The 26,228-nt window shown below is 65.7% G+C and carries 28 protein-coding genes; 18 read left to right on the top strand and 10 right to left on the bottom strand.

The window, feature by feature from the left end; translation table 11 throughout:
• The first annotated feature begins 75 nt into the window (after positions 1 to 75).
• Positions 76 to 939: a lysophospholipid acyltransferase family protein gene (locus C8N44_RS10670; protein ID WP_107976281.1), complete on the top strand. Its 864-nt coding sequence runs from the start codon at positions 76 to 78 to the stop codon at positions 937 to 939.
• 6 nt (positions 940 to 945) lie between these two features.
• On the opposite strand, the gene C8N44_RS10665 is transcribed toward C8N44_RS10670, so the two are convergent.
• The gene (locus tag C8N44_RS10665; RefSeq protein WP_244641060.1) at positions 946 to 1,881 is read right to left on the bottom strand and encodes a transglycosylase SLT domain-containing protein; all 936 of its coding nucleotides are present in this window, start codon (positions 1,879 to 1,881) and stop codon (positions 946 to 948) included.
• A 252-nt stretch (positions 1,882 to 2,133) separates the two neighbouring features.
• On the opposite strand from C8N44_RS10665, the gene C8N44_RS10660 reads away from it, so the two are divergent.
• Positions 2,134 to 3,396, top strand: a complete 1,263-nt coding sequence (locus tag C8N44_RS10660) for a hypothetical protein (protein WP_146178837.1) — start codon at positions 2,134 to 2,136, stop codon at positions 3,394 to 3,396.
• Between the two features lie 189 nt (positions 3,397 to 3,585).
• Here C8N44_RS10660 and purC read toward each other — a convergent pair whose 3' ends face one another.
• Positions 3,586 to 4,347: a phosphoribosylaminoimidazolesuccinocarboxamide synthase gene (gene purC, locus C8N44_RS10655; RefSeq protein WP_107976275.1), complete on the bottom strand. Its 762-nt coding sequence runs from the start codon at positions 4,345 to 4,347 to the stop codon at positions 3,586 to 3,588.
• A 208-nt stretch (positions 4,348 to 4,555) separates the two neighbouring features.
• Between purC and C8N44_RS10650 the strand changes: the two genes are divergently transcribed.
• From C8N44_RS10650 to C8N44_RS10610, 9 genes are all read left to right on the top strand, one after another.
• Positions 4,556 to 4,870, top strand: coding sequence for a DUF1476 domain-containing protein (locus C8N44_RS10650; RefSeq protein ID WP_107976273.1), 315 nt, complete (start codon positions 4,556 to 4,558; stop codon positions 4,868 to 4,870).
• Positions 4,871 to 5,045: 175 nt separating this feature from the next.
• Positions 5,046 to 6,947 (top strand): phosphatidylglycerol lysyltransferase domain-containing protein, encoded by a 1,902-nt coding sequence (locus C8N44_RS10645; RefSeq protein ID WP_107976271.1) that lies wholly within the window; start codon positions 5,046 to 5,048, stop codon positions 6,945 to 6,947.
• A 61-nt stretch (positions 6,948 to 7,008) separates the two neighbouring features.
• Positions 7,009 to 7,881: a DMT family transporter gene (locus C8N44_RS10640; protein ID WP_107976269.1), complete on the top strand. Its 873-nt coding sequence runs from the start codon at positions 7,009 to 7,011 to the stop codon at positions 7,879 to 7,881.
• Positions 7,882 to 8,005: 124 nt separating this feature from the next.
• Positions 8,006 to 9,151, top strand: a complete 1,146-nt coding sequence (locus C8N44_RS10635; RefSeq protein ID WP_107976267.1) for an OmpP1/FadL family transporter — start codon at positions 8,006 to 8,008, stop codon at positions 9,149 to 9,151.
• Positions 9,152 to 9,295: 144 nt separating this feature from the next.
• Positions 9,296 to 10,156, top strand: coding sequence for an ATPase (locus C8N44_RS10630; RefSeq protein ID WP_107976265.1), 861 nt, complete (start codon positions 9,296 to 9,298; stop codon positions 10,154 to 10,156).
• A 98-nt stretch (positions 10,157 to 10,254) separates the two neighbouring features.
• Entirely contained in the window at positions 10,255 to 11,199 is a 945-nt protein-coding gene (locus C8N44_RS10625) for a homoserine O-succinyltransferase (protein WP_107976263.1), read from the top strand.
• A gap of 10 nt (positions 11,200 to 11,209) precedes the next feature.
• The gene (locus C8N44_RS10620) at positions 11,210 to 12,187 is read left to right on the top strand and encodes an alpha/beta fold hydrolase (RefSeq protein ID WP_107976261.1); all 978 of its coding nucleotides are present in this window, start codon (positions 11,210 to 11,212) and stop codon (positions 12,185 to 12,187) included.
• Positions 12,188 to 12,233: 46 nt separating this feature from the next.
• Entirely contained in the window at positions 12,234 to 13,103 is an 870-nt protein-coding gene (gene ppk2, locus C8N44_RS10615) for a polyphosphate kinase 2 (RefSeq protein WP_107976260.1), read from the top strand.
• Positions 13,096 to 13,713 carry a TetR/AcrR family transcriptional regulator gene (locus C8N44_RS10610; protein WP_107976258.1) on the top strand — a complete coding sequence of 206 codons (618 nt, stop codon included), beginning with the start codon at positions 13,096 to 13,098 and terminating at the stop codon, positions 13,711 to 13,713. Before ppk2 ends, C8N44_RS10610 begins: the two co-directional genes overlap by 8 nt.
• On the opposite strand, the gene C8N44_RS10605 is transcribed toward C8N44_RS10610, so the two are convergent.
• The 5 genes from C8N44_RS10605 to C8N44_RS10585 form a co-directional block, all read right to left on the bottom strand.
• On the bottom strand, positions 13,694 to 14,551 hold the full coding sequence (locus tag C8N44_RS10605) for a glycosyltransferase family A protein (RefSeq protein ID WP_107976256.1): 858 nt from the start codon (positions 14,549 to 14,551) through the stop codon (positions 13,694 to 13,696). The genes C8N44_RS10610 and C8N44_RS10605 overlap by 20 nt on opposite strands.
• Before the next feature lie 81 nt (positions 14,552 to 14,632).
• Positions 14,633 to 15,529, bottom strand: a complete 897-nt coding sequence (locus C8N44_RS10600; protein WP_107976254.1) for a hypothetical protein — start codon at positions 15,527 to 15,529, stop codon at positions 14,633 to 14,635.
• A 173-nt stretch (positions 15,530 to 15,702) separates the two neighbouring features.
• Entirely contained in the window at positions 15,703 to 16,188 is a 486-nt protein-coding gene (rpsI, locus tag C8N44_RS10595; RefSeq protein WP_107976252.1) for a 30S ribosomal protein S9, read from the bottom strand.
• A complete protein-coding gene (gene rplM, locus C8N44_RS10590; RefSeq protein WP_107976250.1) occupies positions 16,188 to 16,652 on the bottom strand; it encodes a 50S ribosomal protein L13 in 465 nt (154 codons plus the stop codon). The genes rpsI and rplM overlap by 1 nt, the downstream gene beginning before the upstream one ends.
• Before the next feature lie 176 nt (positions 16,653 to 16,828).
• A complete protein-coding gene (locus C8N44_RS10585; RefSeq protein WP_107976248.1) occupies positions 16,829 to 18,235 on the bottom strand; it encodes an aminotransferase-like domain-containing protein in 1,407 nt (468 codons plus the stop codon).
• Positions 18,236 to 18,331: 96 nt separating this feature from the next.
• Here C8N44_RS10585 and C8N44_RS10580 point away from each other — a divergent pair, with 96 nt between their 5' ends.
• The 3 genes from C8N44_RS10580 (at position 18,332) to speE (ending at position 20,353) form a co-directional block, all read left to right on the top strand.
• Positions 18,332 to 18,559 carry a DUF1127 domain-containing protein gene (locus C8N44_RS10580; RefSeq protein WP_107976246.1) on the top strand — a complete coding sequence of 76 codons (228 nt, stop codon included), beginning with the start codon at positions 18,332 to 18,334 and terminating at the stop codon, positions 18,557 to 18,559.
• Between the two features lie 283 nt (positions 18,560 to 18,842).
• Positions 18,843 to 19,361: an adenosylmethionine decarboxylase gene (gene speD, locus C8N44_RS10575; protein ID WP_107976244.1), complete on the top strand. Its 519-nt coding sequence runs from the start codon at positions 18,843 to 18,845 to the stop codon at positions 19,359 to 19,361.
• Between the two features lie 131 nt (positions 19,362 to 19,492).
• A complete protein-coding gene (gene speE / locus C8N44_RS10570; RefSeq protein ID WP_107976242.1) occupies positions 19,493 to 20,353 on the top strand; it encodes a polyamine aminopropyltransferase in 861 nt (286 codons plus the stop codon).
• Between the two features lie 81 nt (positions 20,354 to 20,434).
• Here the strand turns inward: speE and C8N44_RS10565 are convergent, their stop codons facing one another.
• Positions 20,435 to 20,857, bottom strand: a complete 423-nt coding sequence (locus C8N44_RS10565; protein WP_170121079.1) for a PaaI family thioesterase — start codon at positions 20,855 to 20,857, stop codon at positions 20,435 to 20,437.
• 127 nt (positions 20,858 to 20,984) lie between these two features.
• Between C8N44_RS10565 and trmFO the strand changes: the two genes are divergently transcribed.
• The 3 genes from trmFO to gluQRS are packed head-to-tail and all read left to right on the top strand — an operon-like array spanning position 20,985 to position 23,856.
• Positions 20,985 to 22,349: a methylenetetrahydrofolate--tRNA-(uracil(54)-C(5))-methyltransferase (FADH(2)-oxidizing) TrmFO gene (trmFO, locus tag C8N44_RS10560; protein WP_107976240.1), complete on the top strand. Its 1,365-nt coding sequence runs from the start codon at positions 20,985 to 20,987 to the stop codon at positions 22,347 to 22,349.
• A gap of 14 nt (positions 22,350 to 22,363) precedes the next feature.
• The gene (locus tag C8N44_RS10555; protein ID WP_107976238.1) at positions 22,364 to 22,969 is read left to right on the top strand and encodes a class I SAM-dependent DNA methyltransferase; all 606 of its coding nucleotides are present in this window, start codon (positions 22,364 to 22,366) and stop codon (positions 22,967 to 22,969) included.
• On the top strand, positions 22,966 to 23,856 hold the full coding sequence (gluQRS, locus tag C8N44_RS10550) for a tRNA glutamyl-Q(34) synthetase GluQRS (protein ID WP_107976236.1): 891 nt from the start codon (positions 22,966 to 22,968) through the stop codon (positions 23,854 to 23,856). Before C8N44_RS10555 ends, gluQRS begins: the two co-directional genes overlap by 4 nt.
• Before the next feature lie 3 nt (positions 23,857 to 23,859).
• On the opposite strand, the gene C8N44_RS10545 is transcribed toward gluQRS, so the two are convergent.
• Positions 23,860 to 24,417 carry a peptidylprolyl isomerase gene (locus C8N44_RS10545; protein WP_107976234.1) on the bottom strand — a complete coding sequence of 186 codons (558 nt, stop codon included), beginning with the start codon at positions 24,415 to 24,417 and terminating at the stop codon, positions 23,860 to 23,862.
• On the bottom strand, positions 24,410 to 24,919 hold the full coding sequence (locus C8N44_RS10540; RefSeq protein WP_107976232.1) for a peptidylprolyl isomerase: 510 nt from the start codon (positions 24,917 to 24,919) through the stop codon (positions 24,410 to 24,412). The genes C8N44_RS10545 and C8N44_RS10540 overlap by 8 nt, the downstream gene beginning before the upstream one ends.
• A 121-nt stretch (positions 24,920 to 25,040) precedes the next feature.
• Between C8N44_RS10540 and C8N44_RS10535 the strand changes: the two genes are divergently transcribed.
• The gene (locus tag C8N44_RS10535; RefSeq protein WP_107976230.1) at positions 25,041 to 26,228 is read left to right on the top strand and encodes a phosphoglycerate kinase; all 1,188 of its coding nucleotides are present in this window, start codon (positions 25,041 to 25,043) and stop codon (positions 26,226 to 26,228) included.

The raw sequence follows: 26,228 nt of genomic DNA, 5'->3' as shown, positions 1-26,228 counted from the left end.
CGTGGGGGTGGAGTGCGGCCGAAAGGCATCCTATGATGTCACTAGAATGTTGTGAGAACTGGTCAGGGTAGCCGAATGAAGGACCGTATCGACCCTCTGATTGAAGAGCGCGCACCGTGGCTTTTCTCGGATCGTCCGGGGGTTCGCCCCGCGCGGGCCCTGCTTAACCGCATGCTTGGATACGAGAAGACCCTCGAGGTCGCCTCCTCGGTCGAACACCTGCCCGCGAACGAGCTGATGGACCAGATGGCCGAGTTGCTGGCGCGTGACGTCGAGGCGACCGGCCTGTCCAACATCCCGCGCCACGGCCCCGCGCTGGTCGTCGCCAACCACCCCACCGGCATCGCCGACGGGATCATGCTGCATTCCGTTCTGAGCAGGCTGCGGCCCGACGCATACTACTTTGCCAACCACGACATCCTGCGCGTCGTCCCCCAGATGGAGACGATGATCGCCCCCGTCGAATGGCGGCAGGAAAAACGCAGCCATGCCAAGACGCGCGAGACCATGGCCTACACCCGCAAGGCGGTGGACGACGGCCGCCTTGGCGTGATCTTCCCGGCAGGCCGTCTCGCCAAGCGGCGCGGGCTGGGACTGCACGAGCGCCCTTGGATGGCCTCGGCCGCGATGATCGCGCGCAAGTTCGAGGTGCCAGTCATCCCGATCCACATGCGCGCGCGCAATTCGGTCCTGTTCTATCTTTTTGACCTGATCCACCCGACGCTGCGCGACATTACGCTTTTCCACGAAACGCTGAACAAGGCGCGCCAGCCCTACAGGATCACCGTGGGCGAACCGATTTCGCCCTCGGCCCTGCCTGCGCGATCCGAGGAAGGCATCGCTATGCTGCGCCGCGCGACGCTGGCGCTTGGCGGGCACCGGGCGCCGGTGGTATCCTTGGTGGATGCGACGCGCCGCCCCTCCTGGCTCAAGGCCTGAGAAGGATCAGGAGGCGTCGGCGGCGGGATCGTCGCCTTCCGTTTCAGAGAGCTCGGGCACCTGCCCGGGCTCTTCTTCTTTCAGAGCGCCTTCTTCGGACAGTTCTGGATCGGCGAGATCCATGAACTCGGCCACCGCCGCGGCCAGCGGCATGCCGGCCTCGTCCTGCTCCGGCACCTCGCTCACCAGCGCATCGGGCGGAAGGGAATCGCTCACACCCAAGGGGGCGAGCCCCTCAGGGCGGCTGTGCGGCCGTTCGGTATAGGCGAATTCGATCGCGGCGGGACGGCTGACCGGACGCAGCGAGCGGCCGATCTGGCGGCAGTAATCCTGCTCGCGGGTCCAGGCGATCATGTCCTCGCGCTTGCTGCGGGAATGGAACGGGCCCCAGTCGGCTGCCACACCCTGCATCCCGGCGCTGATCACGCCGTCCCGCGGCACCGTCTCGGCCATGATGCGCAGGCCGCAGGAGAGATTGTCCTCGGGATCCTTGAGCGCCGCGCCGCTGCGCGCGCGGCAACCATAGTGCCGCGCCGTGGGCGGGAAGATCTGCACGAGGCCGAACCACTGGTTGCCGCCGCCGACCGCGCCGGGCCGATGGGTGCTTTCGTGCCAGGCGAGGCTGGAGACGAGACCGACCCAGAAGGCCTCGCGCTGGCGGGTGTCGGCGGTGAGATAGGCCGGGCACCAGGTCGCGATGTCACGTGGCTCGAGCCGGGGAAGCTGGCGGGCATGGCTGCGCAGGGCGGAGACGACGGCGCGGGTCCAACTACGCCGGGCCTTGCCCCAGCGGGCTTCGGGCAGGACGAATTCGCGGACACGCGCCTTCGGGCGCAGCGATTCCGTGACCGCCTGAGGCGTGGGCCCGGTTTCCTGCGGGGCGGGCCCGATCTGCGCGGCAACCGGTGCCGAAAGCAGAACATGAATCAGGAAAGGCGCCACGAATCCCGGGAGTGCGCCGCACAATCGCGTATGTAACATGACAAACGACACTGACGCAGCCCGGAGCGTTTCGCAACCCTTGCCCCCTCCAAGCGTCGGCGGGATTTGGCGGAAAAACCCTTGCAAAGCCGTATCCTGGCAAACAATGAGACTTCCAAGCCGGCTTGAAATACCCAAAAACACCGATCTCTTGCCCGCGTAAGCCCGGCAATCCGCCCAATTTTCGCCAAGGTTGAACCAGATAAGGCCAGCATGACCGCAATCGAACTCTTCCCGACGATGCGCCGGATTGGCGCACGCCTCTCTCCGCTCAACCCGGGGCGACGGGGTTCGCGTATGTCGCAGGACGAGCTTGATAGCACCGATGCAGCCGCCAAGGTGCCGCCCCTGCGACCCCGTATCGACATCGCCATGCGTCATCCGACACCCGAGACACAGGAACGGGTCATGCATCGCGACCGGGGCATGCACCTGGCCCGGCAGGAAGCTTGGGACCGACTTTCCCATGAGATCCGCGCCGCGGAGGCCAAGCGCGAGCTGACGAGCGGCGGGACGCCCGTGGCCGCCCTGCTGTCGCGCGGTGCGCGACATGACGCTGTGAAAGCCGCGCGAGACGCGATCCTCGTCGGCGACATCGCAGGTGGTTTCGACGCGCTTATCGCGCTGCACGACGACCTGCGTGAAGGCTGTCCCGGAGATCACGCGGTCAAGCACGTTGTGGCCGCAGCCTACCTCGATCTCGCCCAGATCTGCGCGGGCGGACAATCGCTCGGAAAGCTTTCGCCGAATCTGCGGAAGACCCACGACCGCGCGCTCGAGACCGCCTACCAGCTTGTCGACCGTTTCGACCCCTTTGCAAACGACAGCCCGCTCTGGGCTGCCGTTCGCTGTGGCGTCCTGCCGGCCGATCCCGCGCCCGAGCAGCGTGTTGCGGACGACTACGAGGATGTCATCGAGCTCGACCCCGGCTGCCCGGGCCACCTGCGCGCCATGGGTCGGGATCTTCTGCCCGCGCGCTTCGGCAGCTATGGCCTGCTCGACCAGCAGGCCCGCCGCGTCGTCGGGCAGACCTCCGACGTCTGGGGCACCGGCGCCTACAGCATCGTCATGGCCGGCGCGACGGAGATGGACCCCGGAGTCCTGAACCACATCGACAGCGATCTTTTCGCCGAGGGCGTGTACGAGATCCTGACGCGCTTCCCCTCGCCGCATTACGCCAACATCTTTGCGGCCTTCACCGGGCTGATCGTTCCCTCGACCGGGATCGACACGCCGGTGACGCGGCAGATCATCGGATGTTTCGACTGGATCATCGCCGATTACCTGACCGAGCTGCATCCCATTCTCTGGGCCGAGGCGCGCCGTCCGGGCACGGCCCCCCGTCGCGATGGCGACCCGATCCGGCGTGGCCGGAACCGCGCCGAGCAGGCGATCTCCCAGCGGATCGGAAGCTTCCTGCACGAGGGCGAGAGCATCGTCTTCACCGCGAGCGGCATGCGAATTTCCAAGGACTGAGATCCTGGGCCGCGGTCGCGATGCCGAGCGCCACCACATGAGCTGCATCTCTTAGATTTCCGGTTTAGAACGGAAATGCCGATCTCATAGGATCGGATGTCTACCAGAAAGACAACGCCCCCGCGGCGATCCGCGAGGGCGTTTTCCGTTGATCTATGGTCACCACCTGCCCCCTGCGCGGACGCAGGCTCAGTTGATGAGCTTGGGCTTGGCCATGTGGGTGGCCTGCTTGGGCATGACGCCGAGGCGGCGGGCCACTTCGGTGTAGGCGTCGGTCAGGCTGCCCAGATCGCGACGGAAGACGTCCTTGTCGAGCTTCTGGCCGGTCTCGATGTCCCAGAGCCGCATGCTGTCGGGGCTGATCTCGTCGGCGACGATCAGGCGCTGGAAATCGCCGTCGTAGACGCGCCCGACCTCGATCTTGAAGTCGACGAGCTTGATGCCGACACCGTACATGAGGCCCGAGAGGTAGTCGTTCACCCGCAGCGAGAGGCTGAGGATGTCGTCCATGTCCTGTTGGCTGGCCCAGCCGAAGGCGGCGATGTGTTCTTCGGTGACAAGCGGATCGCCGAGCTTGTCGTCCTTGTAGCAGTATTCGACAATGGGCCGGGGCAGCGCCATGCCCTCTTCCAGCCCCAGACGCTTCGACATGCTGCCGGCGGCGAAGTTGCGCACGATGATTTCGAGCGGAACGATCTCGCAGGAGCGGACCAGTTGCTCGCGCATGTTCAGGCGCTTGAGGAAATGGGTGGGCACGCCGATGTTGTTCAACCCGGTCATGAAGAACTCGGACAGGCGGTTGTTCAGAACGCCCTTGCCCTCGATCACGTCCTTCTTCTCGGCATTGAAGGCGGTGGCGTCATCCTTGAAATACTGAACGATGGTCCCTGGCTCGGGGCCTTCGTAGAGGATCTTGGCCTTGCCTTCGTAGATTTTCTTGCGCCGCGCCATTGCGGAGGCCCCTTTGTGTTGTTGGGGACGAAACGTATCATCGTCAGGAATTGGGACGCCCGCTTGCACGGGGTCCTTCAGGTGGCGAACCATTAGAGCATGGGCGCCATTGTCGCAAGCTTCCCGGAGGTTTCCCGCGAAGGCTTGCGTGGTCCTGCCCGCTCAAGCATAGAAGTTGCAACGTTCAGTTTCCAAGGGGGATCGGCCCATGAGCACATTCGACGATCGCGAAAAAGCCTTCGAGAACAAGTTCGCGCATGACGAGGAGATGAAGTTCCGCGCACAGGCCCGCTGCAACAAGCTGCTTGGCCTGTGGGCAGCAGAGCTGATGGGCAAGACCGGCGAAGACGCCATGGCCTATGCCCGCGAGGTGGTGAAGGCCGATTTCGAGGAAGCGGGCCATGAGGACGTGGTGCGCAAGGTCTCGGGCGACCTTGGCGACAAGGCCACCGATGACGAGATCCGCACCAAGATGAGCCAGCTTCTGGTGGTGGCCAAGGACCAGCTTCTGAAGGAAGCCTGAGCCCCGCGAAGTCTCTGTTTTCAGGGCGCGTTCCGGCGACGGGGCGCGCCTTTTTCGTTGGGACTATCCTGAAGGATATGTCGCCGTATCACCACAGGTCCCAACGACAGCATTAACTTCTGAGCCGCATGGTCGCCGATGATCCAACCGACATCATCATCAGGGGACAGTTCTGGTGCAAACACTGCAATCCGACCGGCCTGCGCGGCCACTTCTGCGGCGTGCCCTGCCGCTTTCACTGGCCGCGGTCTGCTTCTGGCTGCTCTGGCAGGAGGCGGCGACGCTCGACCTGCCCGCCGTGGCGACAAGCCTTGGCGAGATCCCGGCCTGGCGCTGGATCGCCGCAGGTCTCGCCACGCTGGCGAGCTTCCGTGTGCTGGCGGAATACGACCTGGTCGGACACCGGCATATGGGGACCGGTCTGGACCCGCGCCGCGCCCGTCGCGCGGGCGCCGCGTCGATTGCGATCGCGCAGGTAACCGGGGCCGGTCCGGCGGTCGGCGCCGCGGTGCGCTGGCGGCTGTTGCCGGTCTTGGGTCGCGGGGGCGTGCTGGCCCTGTCGGCGCTGGTGGGGCTGAGCTTCATGGCCTCCTGGGCGCTACTGGCGGTCGCCGTGGCGCTTCCGGTGATCGGAGGGGTTGCCTGGCTCGCGCCGCTTCTGCTGGCCGTCGCCCTGCCCGCCGTCGGCTATGGGCTCTGGCGGGTGCCGGAGATCCGTCTTCTTGGCCGTACCCTGCGTCTGCCAAGCCTGCAGGCCGCCGGGCGCATGATCGCGCTGGCGGCGCTGGACCTGATCTTCGCCGGGCTCGCGCTGTGGCTGCTGATGCCGACCGGTACCGTTGCCCCCTTCACGCTGATCGCGGCCTACACCCTGGCACTTGGCGCCGGACTGATGCTGGGCACGCCGGGCGGTGTCGGCCCCTTCGAGCTGGGGTTGGCCCTGCTGCTGCCCGCCGTCGGCGCCGAAACACTGGCCGCGGCATTAATCGGCTACCGCCTGATCTACTACGCGGTGCCCTGCGTGATCGCAGCGCTCTACGCGACGCTGGCCCGTCCGCTTGTGGCGAGCGCCGTGCCGACGCCGCGCCATGCCCCTGCCCGCGGCCCCCGCGCCGAGCACGCCTTCGTCGCCCAGAGCGACAGCCGACTGCTGGTCACCGGACCGCATAGCGCGGCCTTGCTGTCCACCGCGCAGACGATGACGCTGTTCCTCGGGGCCCAGACAGGGCGTCTGGGGCCGCTGCTACCGGGTCTGCGGGCCGCAGCGCGTAGCGAGAACCGGATCGCCTGCCTTTACAAGATCACGGGGCGCGATGCCGTGGCGGCCCGCCGCGCCGGCTGGTCCGCGGTGCCGGTGGCACGCGAGGCGGTGCTGGATCCGCGCGACTTCACGCTCGACACGCCCGAACGGCGCCAGCTGCGCCGTGCGCTGCGCAAGGCCGCGAAGGACGGGATCACGGCGCGCCGCCTGAGTGCGCCCGACTGGATCGAGATGAGCGGCATCAATGCCCGCTGGGCGGCGGCGCATGGCGGCGAGCGCGGGCTGAGCATGGGCCGCTTCTGCCCGGCCTTCCTCTCCGACAAGCCGATCTTTGCCGCCTACAAGGACGGGCGCATGGTTGCCTTCATCACCTGCGTGACGGCGCCGGGGGTCATGAGCCTCGACATCATGCGCCACGAGGACGGCGTGCCTGCGGGCACCATGCAGGCGCTGATCGTGGCCGCGGTCGAGGCCGCAGGGCGCGAGGGATGCCACGAGTTCAACCTGGCCGCCCTGCCCGACGCCCGCCTGATGCGCTTCACGCCGGGCGCCGAGGGGCTGGAGCGCTTCAAGACCGCCTTCGCGCCGCGCTGGCGCAAGCTCTATATCGCCGCGCCCGACATGCTATCCTTGGCGATCGCGGCGGCGGACCTGTGGCGCACGATCCAGCAGCCGGGTGCACTGCGGCAGCCGCTCACGGCGGGCATTTGGGAGAGCGCCGCGCCCACCGTGCCGGCACCCGCCAACGCGACGCTGCCGCCGGCCCGCCGCTGGCGCGCGTTGCCGCGGCGCGCCGGGGGCCGCATGGCCGGCTGAGCGCACCTTGCCATTCGTGTTGCGATCTGGGCAGATGCCCGGGTCGCAACGCGGGGGCAAGATGAACGATACCTTGCGCGCCTGTCTCTGGATGATCGGCGCAATTGGCGCCTTTACCTCCATGGCCGTGGCCGGGCGCGAAGTCAGCCTGGATCTCGATACCTTCGAGATCATGATGTACCGCTCGGTGATCGGGCTGGCGCTTGTCCTGATCTTCGCGCGGACCTTCGGGCGCCTTGGCGAGGTGACAGGGCGGAGCCTGGGCGTGCACTTTATCCGCAACCTGTTTCATTTCTCGGGCCAGAACCTGTGGTTCCATGCCATCGCGGTGATCCCGCTGGCACAGGTCTTCGCGCTGGAATTCACCTCGCCGCTCTGGGTGATCGTGCTGAGCCCGCTGGTGCTAGGCGAGCGTATGACACGGACACGCGGGATCGCGGCGGCCGTGGGCTTCGTCGGCATCCTGATCGTCACGCGCCCGACGCCGGACACGGTGCACCCCGGCCAGCTTGCCGCGGCGCTGGCGGCCATCGGCTTTGCCGGATCGGCGGTCTTTACCCGGCGGCTGACACGGACCGAGAGCACGGTCTGCATCCTGTTCTGGCTGACCCTGATGCAGGCGGTTTTCGGGCTGATCTGCGCGGGCATCGACGGGGACATCGCCTTTCCGCCGGCCGCGGCCTGGCCCTGGGTCGCGCTGATCGGGCTGGCGGGCGTGACGGCGCATTACTGCCTGACATCTGCGCTGGCGCTGGCACCCGCAAGCGTGGTCATGCCCATCGACTTTGCCCGCCTGCCCGTGATCGCGCTGGTGGGCGTGGTTGTCTATAGCGAGCCGCTTGACCCCTTCGTGTTGATGGGAGCGGCGCTGATCTTTGCCGCGAACTACTACAATATCCTACACGAAACCCGGCATCGTGTAGCCGGAATGTAACGGTCGCGAGGGCCGCGTTACCTGTCAAATTCGTGACGCAGGGTCAAAGATTGACCAGTCTTCGTGCCTGAACGTAGCTTTTTTGACAGGAGACACACCGCGATATTGCGGGAGGGAGGAAATCATGAAGCGAATCGCTTGCAGCGCCTCGGCGCTTGCCCTAGCGGCATCGGCCGCCCACGCTGGCGGGATCGAGCGCACGACGCAGTCGGCGCAGGTGCTTTTCGAAGAGGGCAACCACTTCGAGCTGTCCTTTGGCAAGGCGATGCCCGATCTCAGCGGGACAAACCGCCCGTTTGGCAGTGATATCGACAATGTCGCCCAAGACTTCACGTTGCCGAGCGCTGCGCTGAAAATCGACATCTCGGGCCCATGGTCCGCGGCATTCATCTTTGACCGTCCTTTCGGCGCCGACATTTCCTACCCGGACGACGATCTGATCCTTGGCGGGACCAATGCCTTTGCCCAGACCTCGACGCTGACCTCCCTGCTCAAGTATCAGATCAACGACAACTTCAGCGTCTACGGTGGCCTGCGCACCCAGAAGGCCGAGGGTGAGATCACGCTTAGCGGGGCGGCCTACGGTCCCGTTTCGGGCTACAATGTCGAACTCGACAGCGACACGGCCAATGGCTACGTCCTCGGCGCAGCCTACGAGCGGCCCGACATCGCCCTGCGCGTCGCACTCACCTACAATTCGGCAATCGAGCACAGCATGTCGACGTCCGAGAGTGGTCCGCTGGTCGATCCCGATGGGGCCGGACCGCTCCCTCCCTTGCCGCTTCTCAACGGGTCCTCGGACACCAAGGTCAAAACCCCCGAGAGCTGGAACCTCGAAGCCCAGACCGGCGTCGCGCCGGGCACGCTCGTCTTCGGCTCGATCCGCTGGGTCAAGCACTCGCAGTTCCGCGTCGACCCGGAGCAGTTCGAGACCGTGACCGGCGGCGGGCTGATCGATCTCGAGGATACGGTCACATATCGCCTCGGCATGGGCCGGCAGTTCACCGACAAATTGGCGGGCTCGGTCAGCGTGGCTTACGAGGCACCCGGCGACGAGCTTGTTTCGCCGCTTGCGCCCTCGACAGGGTTCACGCAGCTCGCCGTCGGTGGCGCCTACGACATCAACGAAACGGTCACCCTGTCGGGCGGCGTGAGCTACACTTGGCTCGGCGATGCGAAGCCCGAAACCGGCACGCCGGACCAAGCTCAAGCCGATTTCGAGGACAACGACGCCTGGGGCGTCGGCATGAAGATCGCCTTCAAGTTCTGATCACGATCGATCCGCCCTTTGCAAGGCGTCGCGGCTGGAAAGCCGCGGCGCCTTCGCTTTTTGCACCTGGAGCGAGGCGCCGGTTTGACGCCCCGGACCGCCCCGCGTAAGGCAGGCCGGTGAAGTTCTGTGGAAGGTTGCCCGATGATCTATCAGACCGCGAAGGAATGGCGTGACGCGCCGCGCAAGAAAGTCGTTCTCTTTGCGATGTCCGGGCTTGGAAAGACCCATGTCTCCAACCTGCTGCGCGGCAGTGGGGACTGGTTCCATTACTCGGTCGATTACCGCATCGGCACCCGCTACATGGGCGAATACATCGCCGACAACGCCAAGCGCGAGGCGATGAAGGTACCCTTCCTGCGCGAGATGCTGCGGTCGGATTCGATCTTCATCGGCACGAACCTGAGCTTTCACAACCTCGCGCCCGTCTCGGCCTACCTCGGCAAGCCCGGGGACAAGGACAAGGGCGGGTTGCCCATCGACACCTACCGCGCGCGGCAGGCCCAGTTCGAACGCGCCGAGCGCGAGGCGCTTCTGGACACGCCCTGGTTCATCGACCGGGGCGAGACGCTTTACGACTATCCGCATTTCGTCTGCGATACCGGCGGGTCGATCTGCGAGTGGGTGGACCCCGAGGACCCCGAGGACCCGATCCTGTCCACGCTGTCCGGCGCCGCCCTGATGGTCTGGATCCGTGGGACCGAGGCGCATACCGCCGAGCTGATCCGCCGTTTCGACCGGGCGCCCAAGCCGATGGCCTACCGGCCCGATTTCCTCGAGGATTGCTGGGAGGCCTACTTGCAGGAGACCGGCAGCGCGCCCGACAAGGTCGATCCCGATGCCTTCATCCGCTGGACCTATGCCAAGGCGCTGGCGCACCGTCAGCCGCTTTACGAGAAGATGGCACAGAACTGGGGTGTCACGGTGGATGCCTCGGACATGGCCAATCTGCGAAGTGCGCAGGATTTCATCGATCTCGTTGCGAATGCCCTTCCGGAAGGCTAAACCAAGCCTGACGTCCGACAGATGAAGCGCCCCGGGCCGCCAGCTTGAGATAGCCGGTGCCCTGCCCTATCTGTCGTTTCCGGAACGAGAGAGTACTCATGCCGATCAAGCTTCCTTCGGATCTGCCCGCCTACTCCATTCTCAACCGTGAAGGCGTGATGGTGATGTCCGAGGACGCGGCCGCCCGCCAGGACATCCGGCCCCTCCGGATCGGGTTGCTGAACCTGATGCCCAAGAAGATCCAGACCGAGACGCAGTTCGCGCGCCTGATCGGGGCGACGCCCTTGCAGATCGAGTTCTCGCTGATCCGGATGACCGAGCATCAGACGCGCAACACCGCCGCCGAGCACATGGAAGCCTTTTACCGGCCCTTCGCCGAGGTCGCGGCCTCGGGCGAGAAGTTCGACGGTCTGATCGTGACCGGCGCGCCGATCGAGCATCTGCCCTTTGACGATGTGACCTATTGGGACGAGCTGCGGCAGGTCTTCGACTGGACGCAGACCAACGTGCATTCGACCTTCGGCGTCTGCTGGGGCGGCATGGCGATGATCAACCACTTCCACGGGGTGCAGAAGTACCTGCTGGAGGAAAAGGCCTTTGGCTGCGTGCGGCACCGCAACATGCAGCCGAGCTCGCCCTACCTGAACGGTTTTGCCGACGACATGGTGATCCCGGTGTCGCGCTGGACCGAATTGAAGCGCGAGGAGATCCTTGGCGCGGGCCTTCCGATCCTGATCGACAGCGACACGACGGGTCCCTGCCTTGTCGAGGACCCAGATCACCGGGCGCTCTACATCTTCAACCACCTCGAATACGACAGCGGGACGCTGAAGGAAGAGTACGATCGCGATGTGGCCGAGGGGAAGCCGATCAACATCCCCGCGAACTACTATCCCGGCGACGATCCCACGCGTACGCCGACCAACCGCTGGCGGAGCCATGCGCACCTGCTTTACGGCAACTGGATCAACCGGATCTACCAGACGACCCCCTACGAGATGGGCATGATCGGATCGCCCTTCGCCACCGCGATGGCTGGCTGAGCGGGGCGCAATGACCTTCAAGCTCTGGATCGCGTTTTCCGCCCTGATCGTGTTGGCCGGCTGCGGCGCGCTGATCGACCAGCGTGCGAGCCGCGCTGAGGCGGAGGCCGAGCGTCGCTGGCCGCCCGTCGGGCAGTTCGTGGAGGTCGATGGGACACCCGTGCATTTCGTGCAGGCGGGCCGTGGGCCGGATCTGGTGCTGATCCACGGCGCGGGCGGCAACCTACGGGATTTCACCTTCTCGCTCATGGAGCGGCTGGCGGAGGACTACCGCGTCACCGCCTTCGATCGGCCGGGGCTGGGCTACACCGGTCGCGCCGGCGCGCGCTACACCGGTGCCTTCAACAGCCGCGCCGAAAGCCCGCAGGTGCAAGCGGATCTTCTGGCGGCAGCTGCCGGGCAGCTGGGTGTCGAGTCGCCTGTGGTGCTGGGGCATTCCTATGGAGGCTCGGTCGCCATGGCCTGGGGGCTGGATCACGAGGCCGCGGCGCTCGTCAGCGTTTCGGGGGCGATCATGCCCTGGCCCGGAAGCCTCGGGGCACAGTACAAGGTCCTCGGCTCGTCGCTGGGGGGCGCCGCGGTGCCTCCATTCGCCACCGCCTTCGTGGATCCGATGAATACCGAGGATGTGCTGGCCGGGATCTTCGCGCCGCAGTCGGTGCCCGAGGGCTACCTCGAACATGTGGGACCGGGTCTGACTCTTCGACGCGAGACGCTGCGCGCCAATGCCCGACAGGTCAACGGGCTTCGGCCGCATCTCGTCGAAATGTCAAAGCGTTACGAGGATCTGCAAATTCCCGTCGAGCTGATTCACGGTGACGCGGACACGACCGTCGGACTGGAAATCCACTCTGCCGCGGCCGTCGAGGTTCTGCCCGATGCCGAGCTGACGGTGCTGCCCGGCGTCGGCCACATGCCGCATCACGCGCGCGAGGGCGCGGTGGTCGAAGCAGTGCACCGCGCGGCCCGGCGGGCAGGTTTGCGTTGACCGCAGCGGCGCTTCATAGTCGTCCGGCACTGCACAAGAGAGCGTCATGACATTGCCCTTCGACGGCGCGATCAGCCGCTATGTCCAGCGAGAGGCCCCCGCCAGCCTGCGGGCGACCATTGCGCGCTCGCGGCGTGGCGACATCCTCGACCCGGGCTATCCCTACATCGAGACCATGCCGCGCAAGGTCTACGACCGCGAGATGGAAGCCCTGCAGATCGAGCTGGTGAAGATGCAGGCCTGGGCGCGGGCCACGGGCACGCGGGTGGTCTGCCTGTTCGAGGGACGCGATGCCGCCGGCAAGGGCGGAACGATCCAGCGTTTCCGGATGCACCTGAACCCACGCAACGCCCGCGTTGTCGCCCTGCCCGCCCCGACCGAGACCGAACGCGGCCAGTGGTATTTCCAGCGCTACGCCCTGCACCTGCCCGCGCCGGGCGAAATCGTCTTCTACGACCGCTCCTGGTACAACCGAGCCGTTGTCGAACATATATTCGGCTTCTGCACGCCTGCCGAGCGGGCGCTGTTTTTCACCCAGGTGCCGGATTTCGAGAACATGCTCGTCAACGACGGCATCCACCTCTTCAAGTTCTGGCTCAACATCAGCCGGGCCGAACAACTTCGACGGTTCATGAAACGCGAAACAGACCCCCTGAAGCAGTGGAAACTGAGCCAGGTGGATGTCGACGGGCTAAGCCGCTGGGACGACTATTCCGCCGCGATCTCGGAGACGCTGGAGCGCACCCACAGCATCGCCGCGCCCTGGACGGTGATCCGTGCCGACGACAAGAAGCGCGCGCGGCTGGCGGCGATCCGGCATGTGCTTCACCACCTGCGCTACGACCGCAAGGACCGCGACGTGGTCGGGCATCCCGACCCGGCGATCTGCGGCGGCCCCGGGATCTGGTATGCCTAAACGCGGATATCACCACGGCAACCTGCGGCAGGCGCTGGTCGAGGCGGCGCTGAGCCTGATCGAGGAAAAGGGCCCGACCGGTTTCACGCTGTCCGAGGCGGCCAAGCAGGCCGGCGTGACACCCGCCGCCGTCTACCGGCACTTCTCGGGGCGCGAGGACCTGATCGCCGAGGCGGCGCGGCAGGGCTACGAGATCTTCGCCGACGTGATGAAATACGCCTACGACAGCGGGCAGCCCTCGGCGCTGGCGGCGTTCGAGGCGACGGGACGCGCCTATCTTGCCTTCGCGCGCAAGTACCCCGGGCATTACATCGCGATGTTCGAAAGCGGCATCAGCGTGAACCATTCGCCCGAGCTTGCCGCCGTATCCGCGCGGGCACGTGGTGTGCTGGAACAGGCCGCGACGGACCTGTCGCAGCATATCCCGCCCGAAAAGCGCCCGCCGCCGCAGATGTTTTCCAGTCACATCTGGGCACTGAGCCACGGCGTCGTGGAGCTTTTCGCGCGCAACTCGCCCGGCACGCGCGCGCCCTTCCCGCCCGAGGATCTTCTCGAGACGGGGATCGGCGTCTACCTGCGGGGGCTGGGGCTTATTCCTCCGGACGAGTGAGGCTGACTGCCAGTTCGGGCACCCCGAAGGTGGCGCAGACGCTGGCGGCCTCCTCGGGCGCAAGCTGACGTCGCAGGAACTTCTCGGTCCTTTCGTCGAGCTTGCCCCGGCGCTTGACCATGTTCTGGCCGTGGCCAGTCATGTAGAGCACCGCACGGAACGGCACCGGTTCGAGCGGCTGCCCGTAAAGCGCGCTGATCTCGGCGATCTTGATGTGCGAGCGGTGCTGGACCAGCAGCGCCTCGTGCGCCCGGCTTTCGCGGAAATCGACGTAGACCGCGCTGGACGATCCGCAGTGGCGGTTGAAACGGTCGAGCGGTGCCATGCCCGACGCCGAGAGGCTGACGAAGTAGCCCTTGTCGACCACGTAGCCCCGTCCGTTGTTGTCCGTCCTGACGTAAGCCACGAAGTCGGGGTGCAGGATGTCGTCGGCATCGTACTGCATGTAGTAGGCATCCCCGCGGAAGCCCTGCGCGATCTCGGCCACCAGCCGGCGTCGCTTGTCGCCCTTGTCGTAGAACTTGTCCGAGATCTTGGCCTCGACAAAACGGACGCGGGAATCGTCGGGCAGTGTCGGGGTGTCCTGGCCGCAGATGACCACTTGCCAGTTGGGGTCGGTCTGGCGCTGGAAGGAGGCGAGCGTGTCGGCAAGATTGGCTTCCACGGTGTCCCAGCTTTCGGCCCGGCGGCGCGAAACGAGCGGGATCGCGAAGAGCACCTTGACCTCGTCCGACGGGGTCGAGGTGGGCCTGCGCCGTTGCCAGAGCCGCGCCTTGAGACGCATCTGCCAGTCCGTCTTGCCGAAGCGGACATCGTCGAGGCGGGAGAGCACGCCCATGGGCCATCCTTTCGCTGCTGCCCGGCACAGGAACCACAAAAGCGCCGCGGCGCCAAGGCGTTGCCCCCGTGATCGGCTGGCCTAGTCGAGCGAAAGCACCTCGGCGGCGATGCGCATGGCCTTTTCTTCGCGATCACGGTCGTGGTGACGCCGGGCGCGCCGAAGTTGCCGCGCCGCCGCGGCCAGCAGGACCGCCTGACGGATTTCCCGGGCGTCGATGCCGGTGAGCCCGGCAAAATGGCCCGTCGCCTCGTCGAATGCCGTGCGGTCGGCGCCTGCCAGCCCGTCGGCCGCAAAGCCGCGAAGGCCCGCGCCGGGGAGGTTCCAGCCGACCGAACCCATGTCGACAAAGACCGTGCGCCCATCGTCACGCCTGCGCAGGTTGCTCGGATGCTGGTCGTTGTGCTGGATCGCGGCGGGACGGTCGATCATGGTTCCAAGCCCGTGCCGGACGGAGGACGGAGTGTCCCCGGTCAGTTTTGCGATCCTCTGCACGTAACGCGGCTTCAGGAGTGGGCGATAGATGCCCATATGCGAGGGGGCCACCTGCTCCAGCGGAGCTTGCGTTTCGCTCGAGAAGTCGTAGGCGAGCTGCGCCATCTCGACCGCGGAGAGCTTATCCGCCTTGTGGGGGACGTACTCCTGGAAAATGTGGAAGACGGCGCCACGCCGGGCGACCGAGACGATCTGCGCCAGCGACAGGCCTGCATGCGCCTGCTGCAGGCTGCGGGCGATCCGGAATTCGTCCACCGAGACCACACGCTTTTGCAGGACCTGATCGTCACCGAAGCGGAGCAGGTAGAGGCCCAGGTTGGCGCTGCCCTGCTTCTTCATCCGCGTGACAGCGGGATTGCCACGGAACCCCGCGGCAGCTTCGCGCCTGACGCGATCAAGGACATCGCCCCAGGATTCGAAAGGGAATCCACGGCGGAGCGCGTAGGCAAAGGCATGAAGCGCTTCTGTGGCCAGTTCAGGCATGGCGGCGCACTCTGTGACGGTTAGATGACATTCAACTCATATCGGCGCGTATTCCCGCCCGGCAAGAGTCTTCCGTCACATAACTGTCATGCCCGGCACCGCGACCAGGGCCCCGGACACACAAAAAGGCCCGCCGAAACCAGCGGGCCTTTCCGAAACTTTGTCGCGTGCGATTAACGCTTCGAGAACTGGAAGCTGCGGCGGGCTTTCGCGCGGCCGTACTTCTTGCGCTCGACGACGCGGCTGTCGCGGGTCAGGAAGCCTGCCGCCTTCAGCGCGGGACGCAGCGAGGGATCATAAAGCTGCAGTGCCTTGGAGACGCCGTGCTTGACCGCGCCGGCCTGGCCGGAGAGGCCACCGCCCTTGACGGTCGCGTAGACGTCGAACTCGCCCTCGACACCGGCGATGGTGAAGGGCTGGCGCAGGATCATCTGCAGCACGGGACGGGCAAAGTACTTGTCCATCTCCTTGCCGTTGACGGTGACCTTGCCGGAGCCCGGCTTGATCCAGACGCGCGCGGTGGCGTCCTTCCGCTTGCCGGTCGCGTAGGAACGGCCGAACTCGTCACGGACGGGTTCACGGGGGGTTTCGGCTTCCATCGCGACGGCATCGCCCGCGACTTCGCCCAGCTCTTCCAGCGAATTGATCTGATCGGCCATTATTTCGCCACCCGGGTGTTCTTGGAGTTCCTGGACTTCACATCCACGACTTCGGGGCTCTGAGCCTCGTGGGGATGCTCGCTGCCCGCGTAGATGCGCAGGTTGGTCAGCTGCTTGCGCGACAGGCGGTTGCCGGGGAGCATCCGCTTGACGGCTTGGAAAACCACGCGCTCCGGATACGGACCCTCGAGGATCTGCTCCTTGGTGCGTTCCTTGATCCCGCCGGGATAGCCGGTGTGCCAGTAGAAGTTCTCGTGACGCTTCTTGCCCGTCAGCTGAACCTTGTCGGCGTTGATGATGATGACGTTGTCGCCCATGTCCATATGGGGCGTGAAGCTGGGCTTGTGCTTGCCGCGCAGCCTCATGGCGACGATCGATGCGAGCCGGCCGAGCACGACGCCTTCAGCGTCGATGACGACCCAGCTCTTCTCGATATCCGCCGGACGTGCAGAAAATGTTTTCATGATCCGGTCCTGTTCGTGTTGACCCGTTCGAGTGAGAAGGGCCGTGCGCAGCAGCGCCCGGCCCGTAATCCGATTGCGGCCTTATACAGGTGCCAGCCACGCGGTCAAGCGCGACCTACGGCAAATTATGGCACGATATCAATGACTTGTAATTATGGTATTTATATACCCCACATTCAGACCTCGATCTGGTCGGGCAGGTCCTCGAGCAGGCGGCGCAGGCGCCACATGGCTGCCTCGAAGCTCTTGAGCGAAACCTGCGCGTTGATGGCAAGGCGCACTGCATGGGGGGCGAAGCCGTCGCGCAGGGCAAAATCGTCGGCGCTGCGCAACTGCACGCCATGCGCCTCGGCCGCGCGCACGAAGGCTCCGGCCCGCCAACCACGCGGCAGCGGCAGCCACAGGAAGGGAATGTCCTCGTGCCAGACGAGATCGGAGCAGTCGAGGATCTCGACCGCGGCGCGGACGTAGCGCTGGTATTCCTTCCGCACGCCATCGAGGACGCGGTAGGTCTCGTCCCTTGTGAGAAGATCCTCGGTCAGGTCGGTGAGTGGGCGGGCAAGGCCGAAATAGCCGTGCTCGGCCGCGCGGCGGAGCCGGCCTTCGAGCCCGTCGGGCGCCACGGCAAAGCCGACGCGGAGCGCGGGGCTGAGGGTCTTGGACACGGACGAGAGGTGCCAACCCTGCCCCGGCAGAAGCTTGCGGTAGCTGGGGCCGCTGGCGCGGCTCAGCCGGTAGCAGTCGTCCTCGAGCACGTGGAATCCGCGCAGGCGGGCGACCTCGGCGATCTCCTCGCGGCGCTCGGGCGGCGTGACGATGCCGGTGGGATTGTGCACCTCGGGAGAGGTACAAAGCAATTGTGCCTCGTGACGGGACGCAGCCTCGTCCAGCGCCTGCGGGATGATGCCGTGTTCGTCCATGGGCACGGCGACGACATCGGCTCGCAAAAGCTCGGCCGCGCGGCGGAAGCCCGGGTAGCTCAGCTCCTCGACCAGGATGACGGGCCAGCGCCCCTTGAGCACTGCCTGCATGACCAGCGAGACGCCCGACTGGCCGCCGTGCGTCAGCACGACGTGCTTTTCGCGGACCTCGCCCAGATCGCTGTCGGCAAGCCAACGCAGCGCCGCCCGACGCGCCGGGGCATAGCCGGTACGCGTGGGATAGTTGAGCAGGTCGAGCGCCGGTCGCTCCGAGAGCTGGGCGAAGGCGTCGTGGATCAGGGCAACCTGCCCCATGTCCGGCAACCGTGGCGAGAAGAGGTTCACCAGGTCGCTTTCCTCGGCGGTGTTGTCATGGGCGAAGTGCCGGTCGCGCGCCGCGTGCCGGTTTGCCTCGGGGTCGGCAACGAAGGTGCCCCGCCCGACCGAAGCCGTGGCGATACCGTCGTCGGTCAGACAGGTGTAGGCGCGCGCCACGGTTCCCGGTGTGATGGACAGCTGCCAGGCAAGTTCGCGCACCGGCGGAAGCTTGTCCCCGGGCTGAAGGGTCCCCGCCCCGATGGCGCCGCGGATCGCGTCGGCGACGGCGCGGTATTTGGGCCCATCGGCGGAAGCCGATTCATAAATCTCCGAAATTGTACCCATTACAAAATTTAGATCGACCTTTTGAGTGACACATTGTATCAGACTAGTACGAGACAAATAAACATTGTGTCAATACAAATTGGAAGGACCACGGAAATGGCACAGACCGCAACACGCATCGCACTCGCAGACCTGTCGGCCGCGCCCTCGCTGTCCCCGCTGGCCGGGATGACGCTGCGAGCTGCGGCCGCCCTGACCCGCTGGTCCGAACGCCGCCGTTCTCGCCGCGCGCTCGCGCAGCTCGACGAACGGCTGCTGTTCGACATCGGAGTGGACCGGCACGCCGCGCAAGCCGAGGCGCGCCGACATTTCTGGCTGGGCTGATCCCTGGGCCCGCCGGAAACCTTATGGGCGTGGGTCCATCCCACGCCCTTTTTTTGTCCGAAAGCCCGACAAGCCCCTATTGGCACGCTAAAAAACGCGATTTCGGCACGTCGTTGCCGGGTGAGCAAAAAATCTGCCTCGCACATGCAGAAAATCCTTGAACGACTCGGGGTCCATTCGTAGGTGGGCCTCACTTTCGGAACCGATCCCAACCCAGGTGAAGCATCCTCGGGGGGCGCTAAGGAACCGACTGGAACGAACTACTGGTCAGAAGGGGAGCGCCATGAAAGACGCCAACCTCTTCCAACTGGGGTACGGTCTGGAGACAGGCGCCCAAGAGGAAGAATTCACCCGGGGAGACACCCCCGCAATCGACACCATGCGCCGTGACGTCTTCGACGAGTCGCGTGACGATCACTTCATCCGTGATGGCGAGACGGTCTTTGCCGGCACGCATCTCATTATCGAGGTAGTGAACGGCCACGGGCTCGACGACGAGGCGCGCATCCAGCAGGCTTTCCGCGACTGCGTGGACGACTGTGGCGCGACGCTGCTGCACATCCACACGCACAAGTTCTCGCCCCAAGGCGTGAGCGGCGTGGCCGTGCTGGCCGAAAGCCACATCTCGGTGCACACGTGGCCCGAGATCGGTTACGGCGCCTTCGACGTGTTCATGTGCGGCGATGCCCGCCCCTGGCGCGCCGTCGACGTCCTGTCGCGCGCCTTCGGCACTGCCGACGTCCGCGTGAAGGAGCTCAAGCGGGGTGAAGGTGTGGTGGAAGAGGCCGGCATTGCCGCCTGAGCCACGCCTTTCATGAAATCATGCAAAGCCGCCTTTCGGGGCGGCTTTTTGCTGCCGCGGCTGCGCCTTCGGTAGACAGGCCCGCCGTGCTTTGCCATGACCTGCCCCAGATCCCCGGAAGGAGCCGCCCCATGTCCGATCTCAAGGTCGACGGCTGGACCGTCGAGAAGCTGCACGATCACCACGCCCAGGCCCTGCGCGAGAGCCGCGTGCTCTATGACAGCGAAACCGAGCACCAGCGCCTGCGTGTCTTCGAGAATGGCACCTTCGGGCGCGTCCTGACGCTCGACGACGTGGTCCAAACGACCGAGGGCGACAACTTCATCTACCACGAGATGCTGACGCATGTGCCGATCCTGGCCCATGGCGCCGCCAAGCGGGTCTGCATCATCGGCGGTGGCGACGGCGGCATGGCGCGCGAGGTGCTGAAACACGCATCCGTCGAGCATGTGACGATGGTTGAGATCGACGCGGGCGTGGTGGAGTTCTCGAAGGAATACCTTCCGAAGTTGAGCCAGGGGGCCTTTGATGATGCACGGCTGAACCTGGTGATCGCGGACGGCGCGCAGTTCATCCGCGAGACGGAAGGCGGCTTCGACGTGATCATCGTCGATTCCACCGATCCTGTCGGCCCGGGCGAGGTGCTGTTCACCGACACCTTCTATGGACACGCGAAACGCGCGCTGTCCGAGGGCGGCATCCTTGTCACCCAGAACGGCGTACCCTTCCTGCAGGGCGAGGAACTGACCAACACCATGCGGGCCTTCAAGGCGCTCTTCTCCGACGCGACCTGCTACCTCGCCACGGTGCCAACCTATGCGGGCGGGCCGATGGCCTTTGGCTGGGGTACCGACAGCGCCGCGCGCGACGTGGCGCTGTCGGAGCTGCAACAACGGTTCGACAACAGCGCGTTGGCGCCAGAATACTACACGCCCGAGGTTCACAAGGCCGCCTTCGCCCTCCCCGGCTATGTCGCGAAACTCATGCCCTGAAGGGATTTGGCCGTGCGGAGGAAACGAGGGGCGCTGCCCCTCGCGCTCCCCGGGATATTTTTTCCGAGAAGAAGCGGCTGGTCAGCCCTTTGCGGGCGGGATCGCGTAGGTGAGCGAGGCATGGGCGACGGGATCCTCCGTGCCCTCGCTGTAGAGCAGCACGTCGGTGACGCTGAGTGATCTGCCAAGCTTGAGTACGCGCGCATGCGCCAGCACGTCGGCGCCCGAAGCCGGCTTGCGCATGAAGTCGATCGAGCAATGCGTGGTGACGGTCAGTGCCTCGGGTCCGATCCGGGCCATGGTCGCGACATAGGCGCTGATGTCGGCGAGGCCGAACATGGCCGGCCCCGAGACCGTTCCGCCCGGGCGCAGGTGCCGATCATCGGCCACGAGGCGCATGACCAGCAGCTCCTCGTCCATGCGGTCGATGGCGAACATGCCCCGCACCTGCGGAAAGACCTCCGGCAGGTAGCTCTGCATCTCCTTGAGCGTAAATTTCAGCATGGTTTCCCCTGTCTCCTGGCTTTTGCCCCAAAGTGACGGCTGACGATCGCCTGGCAAGCGTGACGGTGCGACCCCGTGCAAGACGAGGCCCCTTGGCAGCGCGGTCGCCCATCGCTAAATGCCACCCATGACGGATGAGCTACATATTGTCGGCGGCGGAATGGCCGGTTCCGAGGCGGCCTTTCAGGCCGCGGAAGCAGGTGTGCAGGTCGTGCTGCACGAGATGCGACCAGAAGTGAAGACCTTTGCGCATCATACTGGAAATCTTGGGGAAATGGTCTGTTCTAACTCGTTCCGATCGGACGATGACGAACAGAATGCCGTGGGGCTTCTGCACTGGGAGATGAAGCAGGCCGGCGGCCTGATCATGAACAGCGCCTACGCCCATCGGCTGCCTGCCGGCGGCGCTCTGGCGGTCGACCGCGAGGCCTTTGCCGAGACGGTGACTGCCGCGATCACTGCGCATCCCAACATCCGGGTTTCGCACGACGAAGTTTCCGAGCTGTCCGGTGAAGGGCACTGGATCTTCGCGACAGGGCCGCTGACGTCGGAAGGCCTTGGCCGGGCGATCCAGGCCGAGACCGGGACCGACAGGCTGGCCTTTTTCGACGCCATCGCGCCTATCGTCTATGCCGAGAGCATCGACATGGACGTGGCCTGGCGGCAATCGCGCTACGACAAGGGCGAGACCGAGGAAGAGCAGAAGGCCTATATCAACTGCCCGATGACGAAGGACCAGTACGAGGCCTTCATCGACGCACTGCTGGCCGCCGACAAGACGGAGTTCCACGAGGGCGAGACCGCAGGCTATTTCGACGGCTGCCTGCCCATCGAGGTCATGGCCGAGCGCGGCCGCGAAACGCTGCGGCACGGCCCCATGAAGCCTGTCGGGCTGACCAATCCACACGATCCCGAAACCAAGCCCTATGCCGTGGTTCAGCTGCGCCGGGATAACGAGCTGGGTACGCTCTACAATATCGTCGGCTTCCAGACGAAGATGAAGTACGGCGCGCAGAAGGCTGTTTTCTCGATGATTCCGGGGCTTCATGACGCGAGTTTTGCGCGGCTTGGCGGCATCCACCGGAACACTTTCCTGAATTCGCCGACGCTTCTCGATGATCGGATGCGCCTGCGGTCGAAGCCGAACATCCGTTTTGCGGGTCAGGTGACCGGCGTCGAGGGCTACGTCGAATCCGCCGCCATGGGGCTTGTGGCCGGGCGCATGGCCGCGGCCGAGATCCTGGGACGGACCATGCCGACAGTGCCGCAGGACACGGCCCACGGGGCACTGATCCACCACATCACCGGCGGCGCCGAGGCGAAGACCTTCCAACCGATGAACGTGAACTTCGGGTTGTTCCGACCGCTCGAGGGGCTGCGCGGGGGCCGCAAGGGGCGCCGCGAGCGCTACAAGGGCTACACGGATCGCGCCAAGGAGGCTTGGCAGGAGTGGCTGACGGCGCAGGGCCTTGACCTTCGGGCCGCCGAGTAAGCTATACTGCGGTCATGCAAGATACATATCTGGACAAGATCTACGACGCCCCCGATCAGGAGGCGAAACAGAATATTTATGCGGAGTGGTCAAAGTCTTACGACGCTGAATTGACGTCTTCGGGCTACGCCACGCCGGCACGCTGCGCCAAGGCACTGCACCAGGTGGCCACGGATTTCGGCATGCCCGTGCTCGATCTCGGCTGCGGCACCGGGCTTTCCGGTGAGGCGCTGAAGGCAGAGGGCTTCACGACCATCGACGGGCTCGACCCATCGGCCGAGATGCTCGCGGAGGCGAAGGCCAAGGGCGTCTATCGCAACGTCGAGGTCATGGATACGAACGCCCCGCTGCCCGCCGGTTATGCCGCCATCGCGGCCATCGGCGTGGTGGGCAGTGGCGCTGCGCCATTATCGCTGCTGGACGAGATCATCGCGGCGTTGATCCCGGGCGCGAAGACCGTCTTTTCGTTCAATGATCATACGCTTGAGGACCCTGCCTACGCGGCGCACGTGCAGCGCTACATCGATGACGGCGTGGTGCGGGAGCTGTTCCGCGAGCATGGGCCCCACCTGCCCGCCGAAGGTATCGGCGCGACCGTTTACGTTCTCGAAAAGACGTGAATTTCCGGACCCGGTTTGCCCCGTCGCCGACCGGGCCGCTTCACCTTGGTCATGCGTTTTCGGCGCTGACGGCGTTCGACCTCGCGCGGGAGGCGGGCGGGACCTTCCTGCTGCGCATCGAGGATATCGACCGAACGCGCGCGCGCGCGCAATGGGAGGCGCAGATCTACGAGGACCTGCACTGGCTGGGGCTCGACTGGCCGGAGCCGGTCCGGCGGCAGTCGGACCATACGGACGCCTACATGGCGGCGCTGGAGGATCTCTGGGCGCGTGGGCTGCTCTATCCCTGCTCCTGCCGGCGGCGCGATATCGTTGCGGCGGCTTCGGCCCCGCAGGAAGGGGGCGAACCGGCGGTGGGGCCGGACGGGCTGGTCTATCCCGGGACCTGCCGACCCGAGACGCCGCCCAGAGGGCAGATGCCGCGAGATGAGGCGCTGAGGATCGACATGAGGAGAGCGCTCGATGTCGTTGGAAAGGATATCAATTTCTTTGAAGTGGGAGCCGGCCCGGATGGCGAGAGCGGGCTGATCGAGGTCTCGCCCGAGGCGCTGATCGAGGGGGTCGGCGACGTGGTGCTGTCGCGCCGGGATTTCCCAGGGTCGTACCACCTGTCGGTCGTTGTCGATGACGCGCAGCAGGAAATCAGTGATGTCGTGCGAGGGCAGGATCTGTTCGAGGCAACGCAGATCCACGTGCTGCTTCAGCATCTGCTGGGCTATCTGGTGCCGCGTTACCATCATCACAGGCTGGTGCGGGACGAAGCCGGGCGGCGGCTGGCCAAGCGCGACAACGACCGTGCCATTGCCACCTTCCGCGCCGAGGGGTGCACGCCTGCGCAGATCCGCGACATGCTGGGCCTGGAGACGGCGCCCGGGGGCGCCGCCTGAGGATCAGTCGGAGATCACGCGGACCTCTTCCATGCGGTCGGGCTCGCCGGTCACAGCGCCATTGCGCCCGGTGCCGCGCTTGATCGCGTCGACCACGTCCATGCCTTCGACAACTTCACCCACCACGGTGTACTCGCCGTTCAGGTGTGGCGCGGGCGCGAACATGATGAAGAACTGCGAATTGGCGCTGTCGGGATCCTGCGATCGAGCCATGCCGAGCACGCCGCGATCGAAGGACCGGTCCGAGAACTCGGCCGGCAGGTTCGGCATGTCGGACCCGCCGGTGCCGGCGCGGCCCATGGAAAAGGCGTCGGTGCCGGTCTTGCCGAACTCCACGTCGCCGGTCTGGGCCATGAAGCCGTCGATCACGCGGTGGAAGACGACACCGTCATAGGCGCCCTGCTCGGCCAGCGTGGTGATGCGCTCCACGTGCTGGGGCGCCACATCCTCGAAGAGGTCGATAACGACGGTGCCTTCGGCCTCGCCCGCGATGTCGATCTCGAGCCCGGCGGCGAAGGCGGGCCCCGCCAGGCAGCTCAGCAGCAATGCCAGCTTACGCATCGGCGGCCACCTTGACGCTGACCATGGTGTCGGGGTTCGCGGGCGGCTCGCCGCGGGTGATGGCGTCGACGTGTTCCATCCCCTCGATCACGCGACCGTAGACGGTGTACTGGCCGTTGAGGAAGTGGTTGTCCTTGAAGTTGATGAAGAACTGCGAGTTCGCCGAGTTCGGGTTCTGCGAGCGCGCGGCGCCGATCGTGCCACGGTCGTGCGGCAGCTTCGAAAATTCCGCCGGCAGGTCAGGCATGTCCGAACCGCCGGTGCCGGCGCGGCGCATGTTGAAGTTGTCGGCGTCGGACTTGCCGTGCTCCACATCGCCGGTCTGGGCCATGAAGCCCTCGATCACGCGGTGAAAGACCACGCCGTCATAGGCGCCGGCGCGGGCCAGGGTCTTCATGCGTTCCACGTGCTTGGGTGCCACGTCGGGCAGGAGCGCGATGGTGACGGTGCCGGCAGGCAGCTCCATCACGATGGTGTTCTCGGGATCGTCGATCTGGGCCATCTGGTCCTCCAATTTCATGGGCAGGACACCTAAACCGCGGCCACCCGCACGGCAAGACGGCGTTGACGCCGCCGCGCTCAGGCGGCACAGACAGGGCAACTGACGAGTGTGGAGGTGGCTTATGGCCTGGAAGACGCTGGACCAGATGGAATTGCGCGGCAAGCGCGTGCTCTGCCGGGTGGACATCAACGTGCCGGTCGAGGACGGCAAGGTAACCGATGCCACGCGGATCGAACGGATCGCCGCGACGGTGCAGAACATCCTCGACAAGGGCGGCAAGCCCGTGCTGCTGGCCCACTTCGGCCGCCCCAAGGGCGAGCGGCGCGACGACATGAGCCTGCAGCCGCTGATCCCGGCGCTGGAATCGGTGCTGGGTGTCGAGGTGGTCTTTGCCTCGGATTGCGTCGGCCCCGCCGCGCAGACCGTGGTCGACGGGCTGACGGACGGCCAGGTAGCCCTGCTGGAAAACACGCGCTTCCACGCCGAAGAGGAAAAGAACGACGAAGGCTTTGCCAAGGAAATGGCGAAGCTCGGCGACATCTACTGCAACGACGCCTTTTCGGCGGCGCACCGCGCCCATGCCTCGACCGAGGCGCTGGCGCGGCTGCTGCCCTGCTGTGCGGGTCGCCTGATGCAGGCCGAGCTCGAGGCGCTGGAAGGCGCGCTGAGCAACCCCGAGCGGCCGGTTCTGGCCGTGGTGGGCGGCGCGAAGGTGTCGACCAAGCTGGACCTGCTGTCGAACCTCATCGAGAAGGTGGACATCCTCGTAATCGGCGGCGGCATGGCCAATACCTTCCTTGCCGCGCGCGGCGTGGACGTGGGCAAGTCGCTGTGCGAGCACGACATGGTCGATACCGCACTCAAAGTGGCCGAGAAGGCCGTGGAGACCGGCTGCGAGCTGCTGCTGCCCCGTGACGTGGTGGTCGCCCGTGAATTCAAGGCCGGCGCCGAGAGCGAGGTCGTGAAGATCGAGGATGTCCCCGCCGACGCCATGATCCTCGACGCCGGGCCCGACAGCGTGGCCCACGTGAAGGAAGCCATCGCCCGCGCAAATACGCTGATCTGGAACGGCCCGCTCGGTGCCTTCGAGATCAAGCCCTTCGACGCCGCAACCAACGCGGCGGCGGCCTATGCCGCGGAACTCACCAACGAGGGCAAGCTCGTCTCGGTCGCCGGGGGCGGCGACACGGTGTCGGCGTTGAACAAGGCGGGTGCCGCCGAGGGCTTCAGCTACATTTCGACCGCGGGCGGTGCTTTCCTCGAATGGATGGAAGGCAAGACGCTGCCGGGGGTTGCAGCGCTCGGCTGA

Origin of the sequence: Allosediminivita pacifica (assembly GCF_003054175.1) — a bacterium.
GTDB lineage: Bacteria > Pseudomonadota > Alphaproteobacteria > Rhodobacterales > Rhodobacteraceae > Allosediminivita > Allosediminivita pacifica.
Note: the sequence above shows the minus strand (reverse complement) of the source record. Positions and strands in the feature narration are given on the sequence as shown.

Coding starts and splice junctions, on each gene's coding strand:
- C8N44_RS10535 (WP_107976230.1), top strand. CDS start 25,041: ATGGCCTGGAAGACGCTGGACCAGATGGAATTGCGCGGCAAGCGCGTG.
- C8N44_RS10650 (WP_107976273.1), top strand. CDS start 4,556: ATGAGCACATTCGACGATCGCGAAAAAGCCTTCGAGAACAAGTTCGCG.
- rplM (WP_107976250.1), bottom strand. CDS start 16,652: ATGAAAACATTTTCTGCACGTCCGGCGGATATCGAGAAGAGCTGGGTC.
- C8N44_RS10600 (WP_107976254.1), bottom strand. CDS start 15,529: ATGCCTGAACTGGCCACAGAAGCGCTTCATGCCTTTGCCTACGCGCTC.
- C8N44_RS10630 (WP_107976265.1), top strand. CDS start 9,296: ATGATCTATCAGACCGCGAAGGAATGGCGTGACGCGCCGCGCAAGAAA.
- C8N44_RS10555 (WP_107976238.1), top strand. CDS start 22,364: ATGCAAGATACATATCTGGACAAGATCTACGACGCCCCCGATCAGGAG.
- C8N44_RS10545 (WP_107976234.1), bottom strand. CDS start 24,417: ATGCGTAAGCTGGCATTGCTGCTGAGCTGCCTGGCGGGGCCCGCCTTC.
- speE (WP_107976242.1), top strand. CDS start 19,493: ATGTCCGATCTCAAGGTCGACGGCTGGACCGTCGAGAAGCTGCACGAT.
- trmFO (WP_107976240.1), top strand. CDS start 20,985: ATGACGGATGAGCTACATATTGTCGGCGGCGGAATGGCCGGTTCCGAG.
- rpsI (WP_107976252.1), bottom strand. CDS start 16,188: ATGGCCGATCAGATCAATTCGCTGGAAGAGCTGGGCGAAGTCGCGGGC.
- speD (WP_107976244.1), top strand. CDS start 18,843: ATGAAAGACGCCAACCTCTTCCAACTGGGGTACGGTCTGGAGACAGGC.
- C8N44_RS10585 (WP_107976248.1), bottom strand. CDS start 18,235: ATGGGTACAATTTCGGAGATTTATGAATCGGCTTCCGCCGATGGGCCC.
- C8N44_RS10580 (WP_107976246.1), top strand. CDS start 18,332: ATGGCACAGACCGCAACACGCATCGCACTCGCAGACCTGTCGGCCGCG.
- C8N44_RS10605 (WP_107976256.1), bottom strand. CDS start 14,551: ATGGGCGTGCTCTCCCGCCTCGACGATGTCCGCTTCGGCAAGACGGAC.
- C8N44_RS10640 (WP_107976269.1), top strand. CDS start 7,009: ATGAACGATACCTTGCGCGCCTGTCTCTGGATGATCGGCGCAATTGGC.
- C8N44_RS10610 (WP_107976258.1), top strand. CDS start 13,096: ATGCCTAAACGCGGATATCACCACGGCAACCTGCGGCAGGCGCTGGTC.
- C8N44_RS10625 (WP_107976263.1), top strand. CDS start 10,255: ATGCCGATCAAGCTTCCTTCGGATCTGCCCGCCTACTCCATTCTCAAC.
- C8N44_RS10670 (WP_107976281.1), top strand. CDS start 76: ATGAAGGACCGTATCGACCCTCTGATTGAAGAGCGCGCACCGTGGCTT.
- C8N44_RS10635 (WP_107976267.1), top strand. CDS start 8,006: ATGAAGCGAATCGCTTGCAGCGCCTCGGCGCTTGCCCTAGCGGCATCG.
- C8N44_RS10620 (WP_107976261.1), top strand. CDS start 11,210: ATGACCTTCAAGCTCTGGATCGCGTTTTCCGCCCTGATCGTGTTGGCC.
- ppk2 (WP_107976260.1), top strand. CDS start 12,234: ATGACATTGCCCTTCGACGGCGCGATCAGCCGCTATGTCCAGCGAGAG.
- C8N44_RS10565 (WP_170121079.1), bottom strand. CDS start 20,857: ATGCTGAAATTTACGCTCAAGGAGATGCAGAGCTACCTGCCGGAGGTC.
- C8N44_RS10660 (WP_146178837.1), top strand. CDS start 2,134: ATGACCGCAATCGAACTCTTCCCGACGATGCGCCGGATTGGCGCACGC.
- C8N44_RS10540 (WP_107976232.1), bottom strand. CDS start 24,919: ATGGCCCAGATCGACGATCCCGAGAACACCATCGTGATGGAGCTGCCT.
- purC (WP_107976275.1), bottom strand. CDS start 4,347: ATGGCGCGGCGCAAGAAAATCTACGAAGGCAAGGCCAAGATCCTCTAC.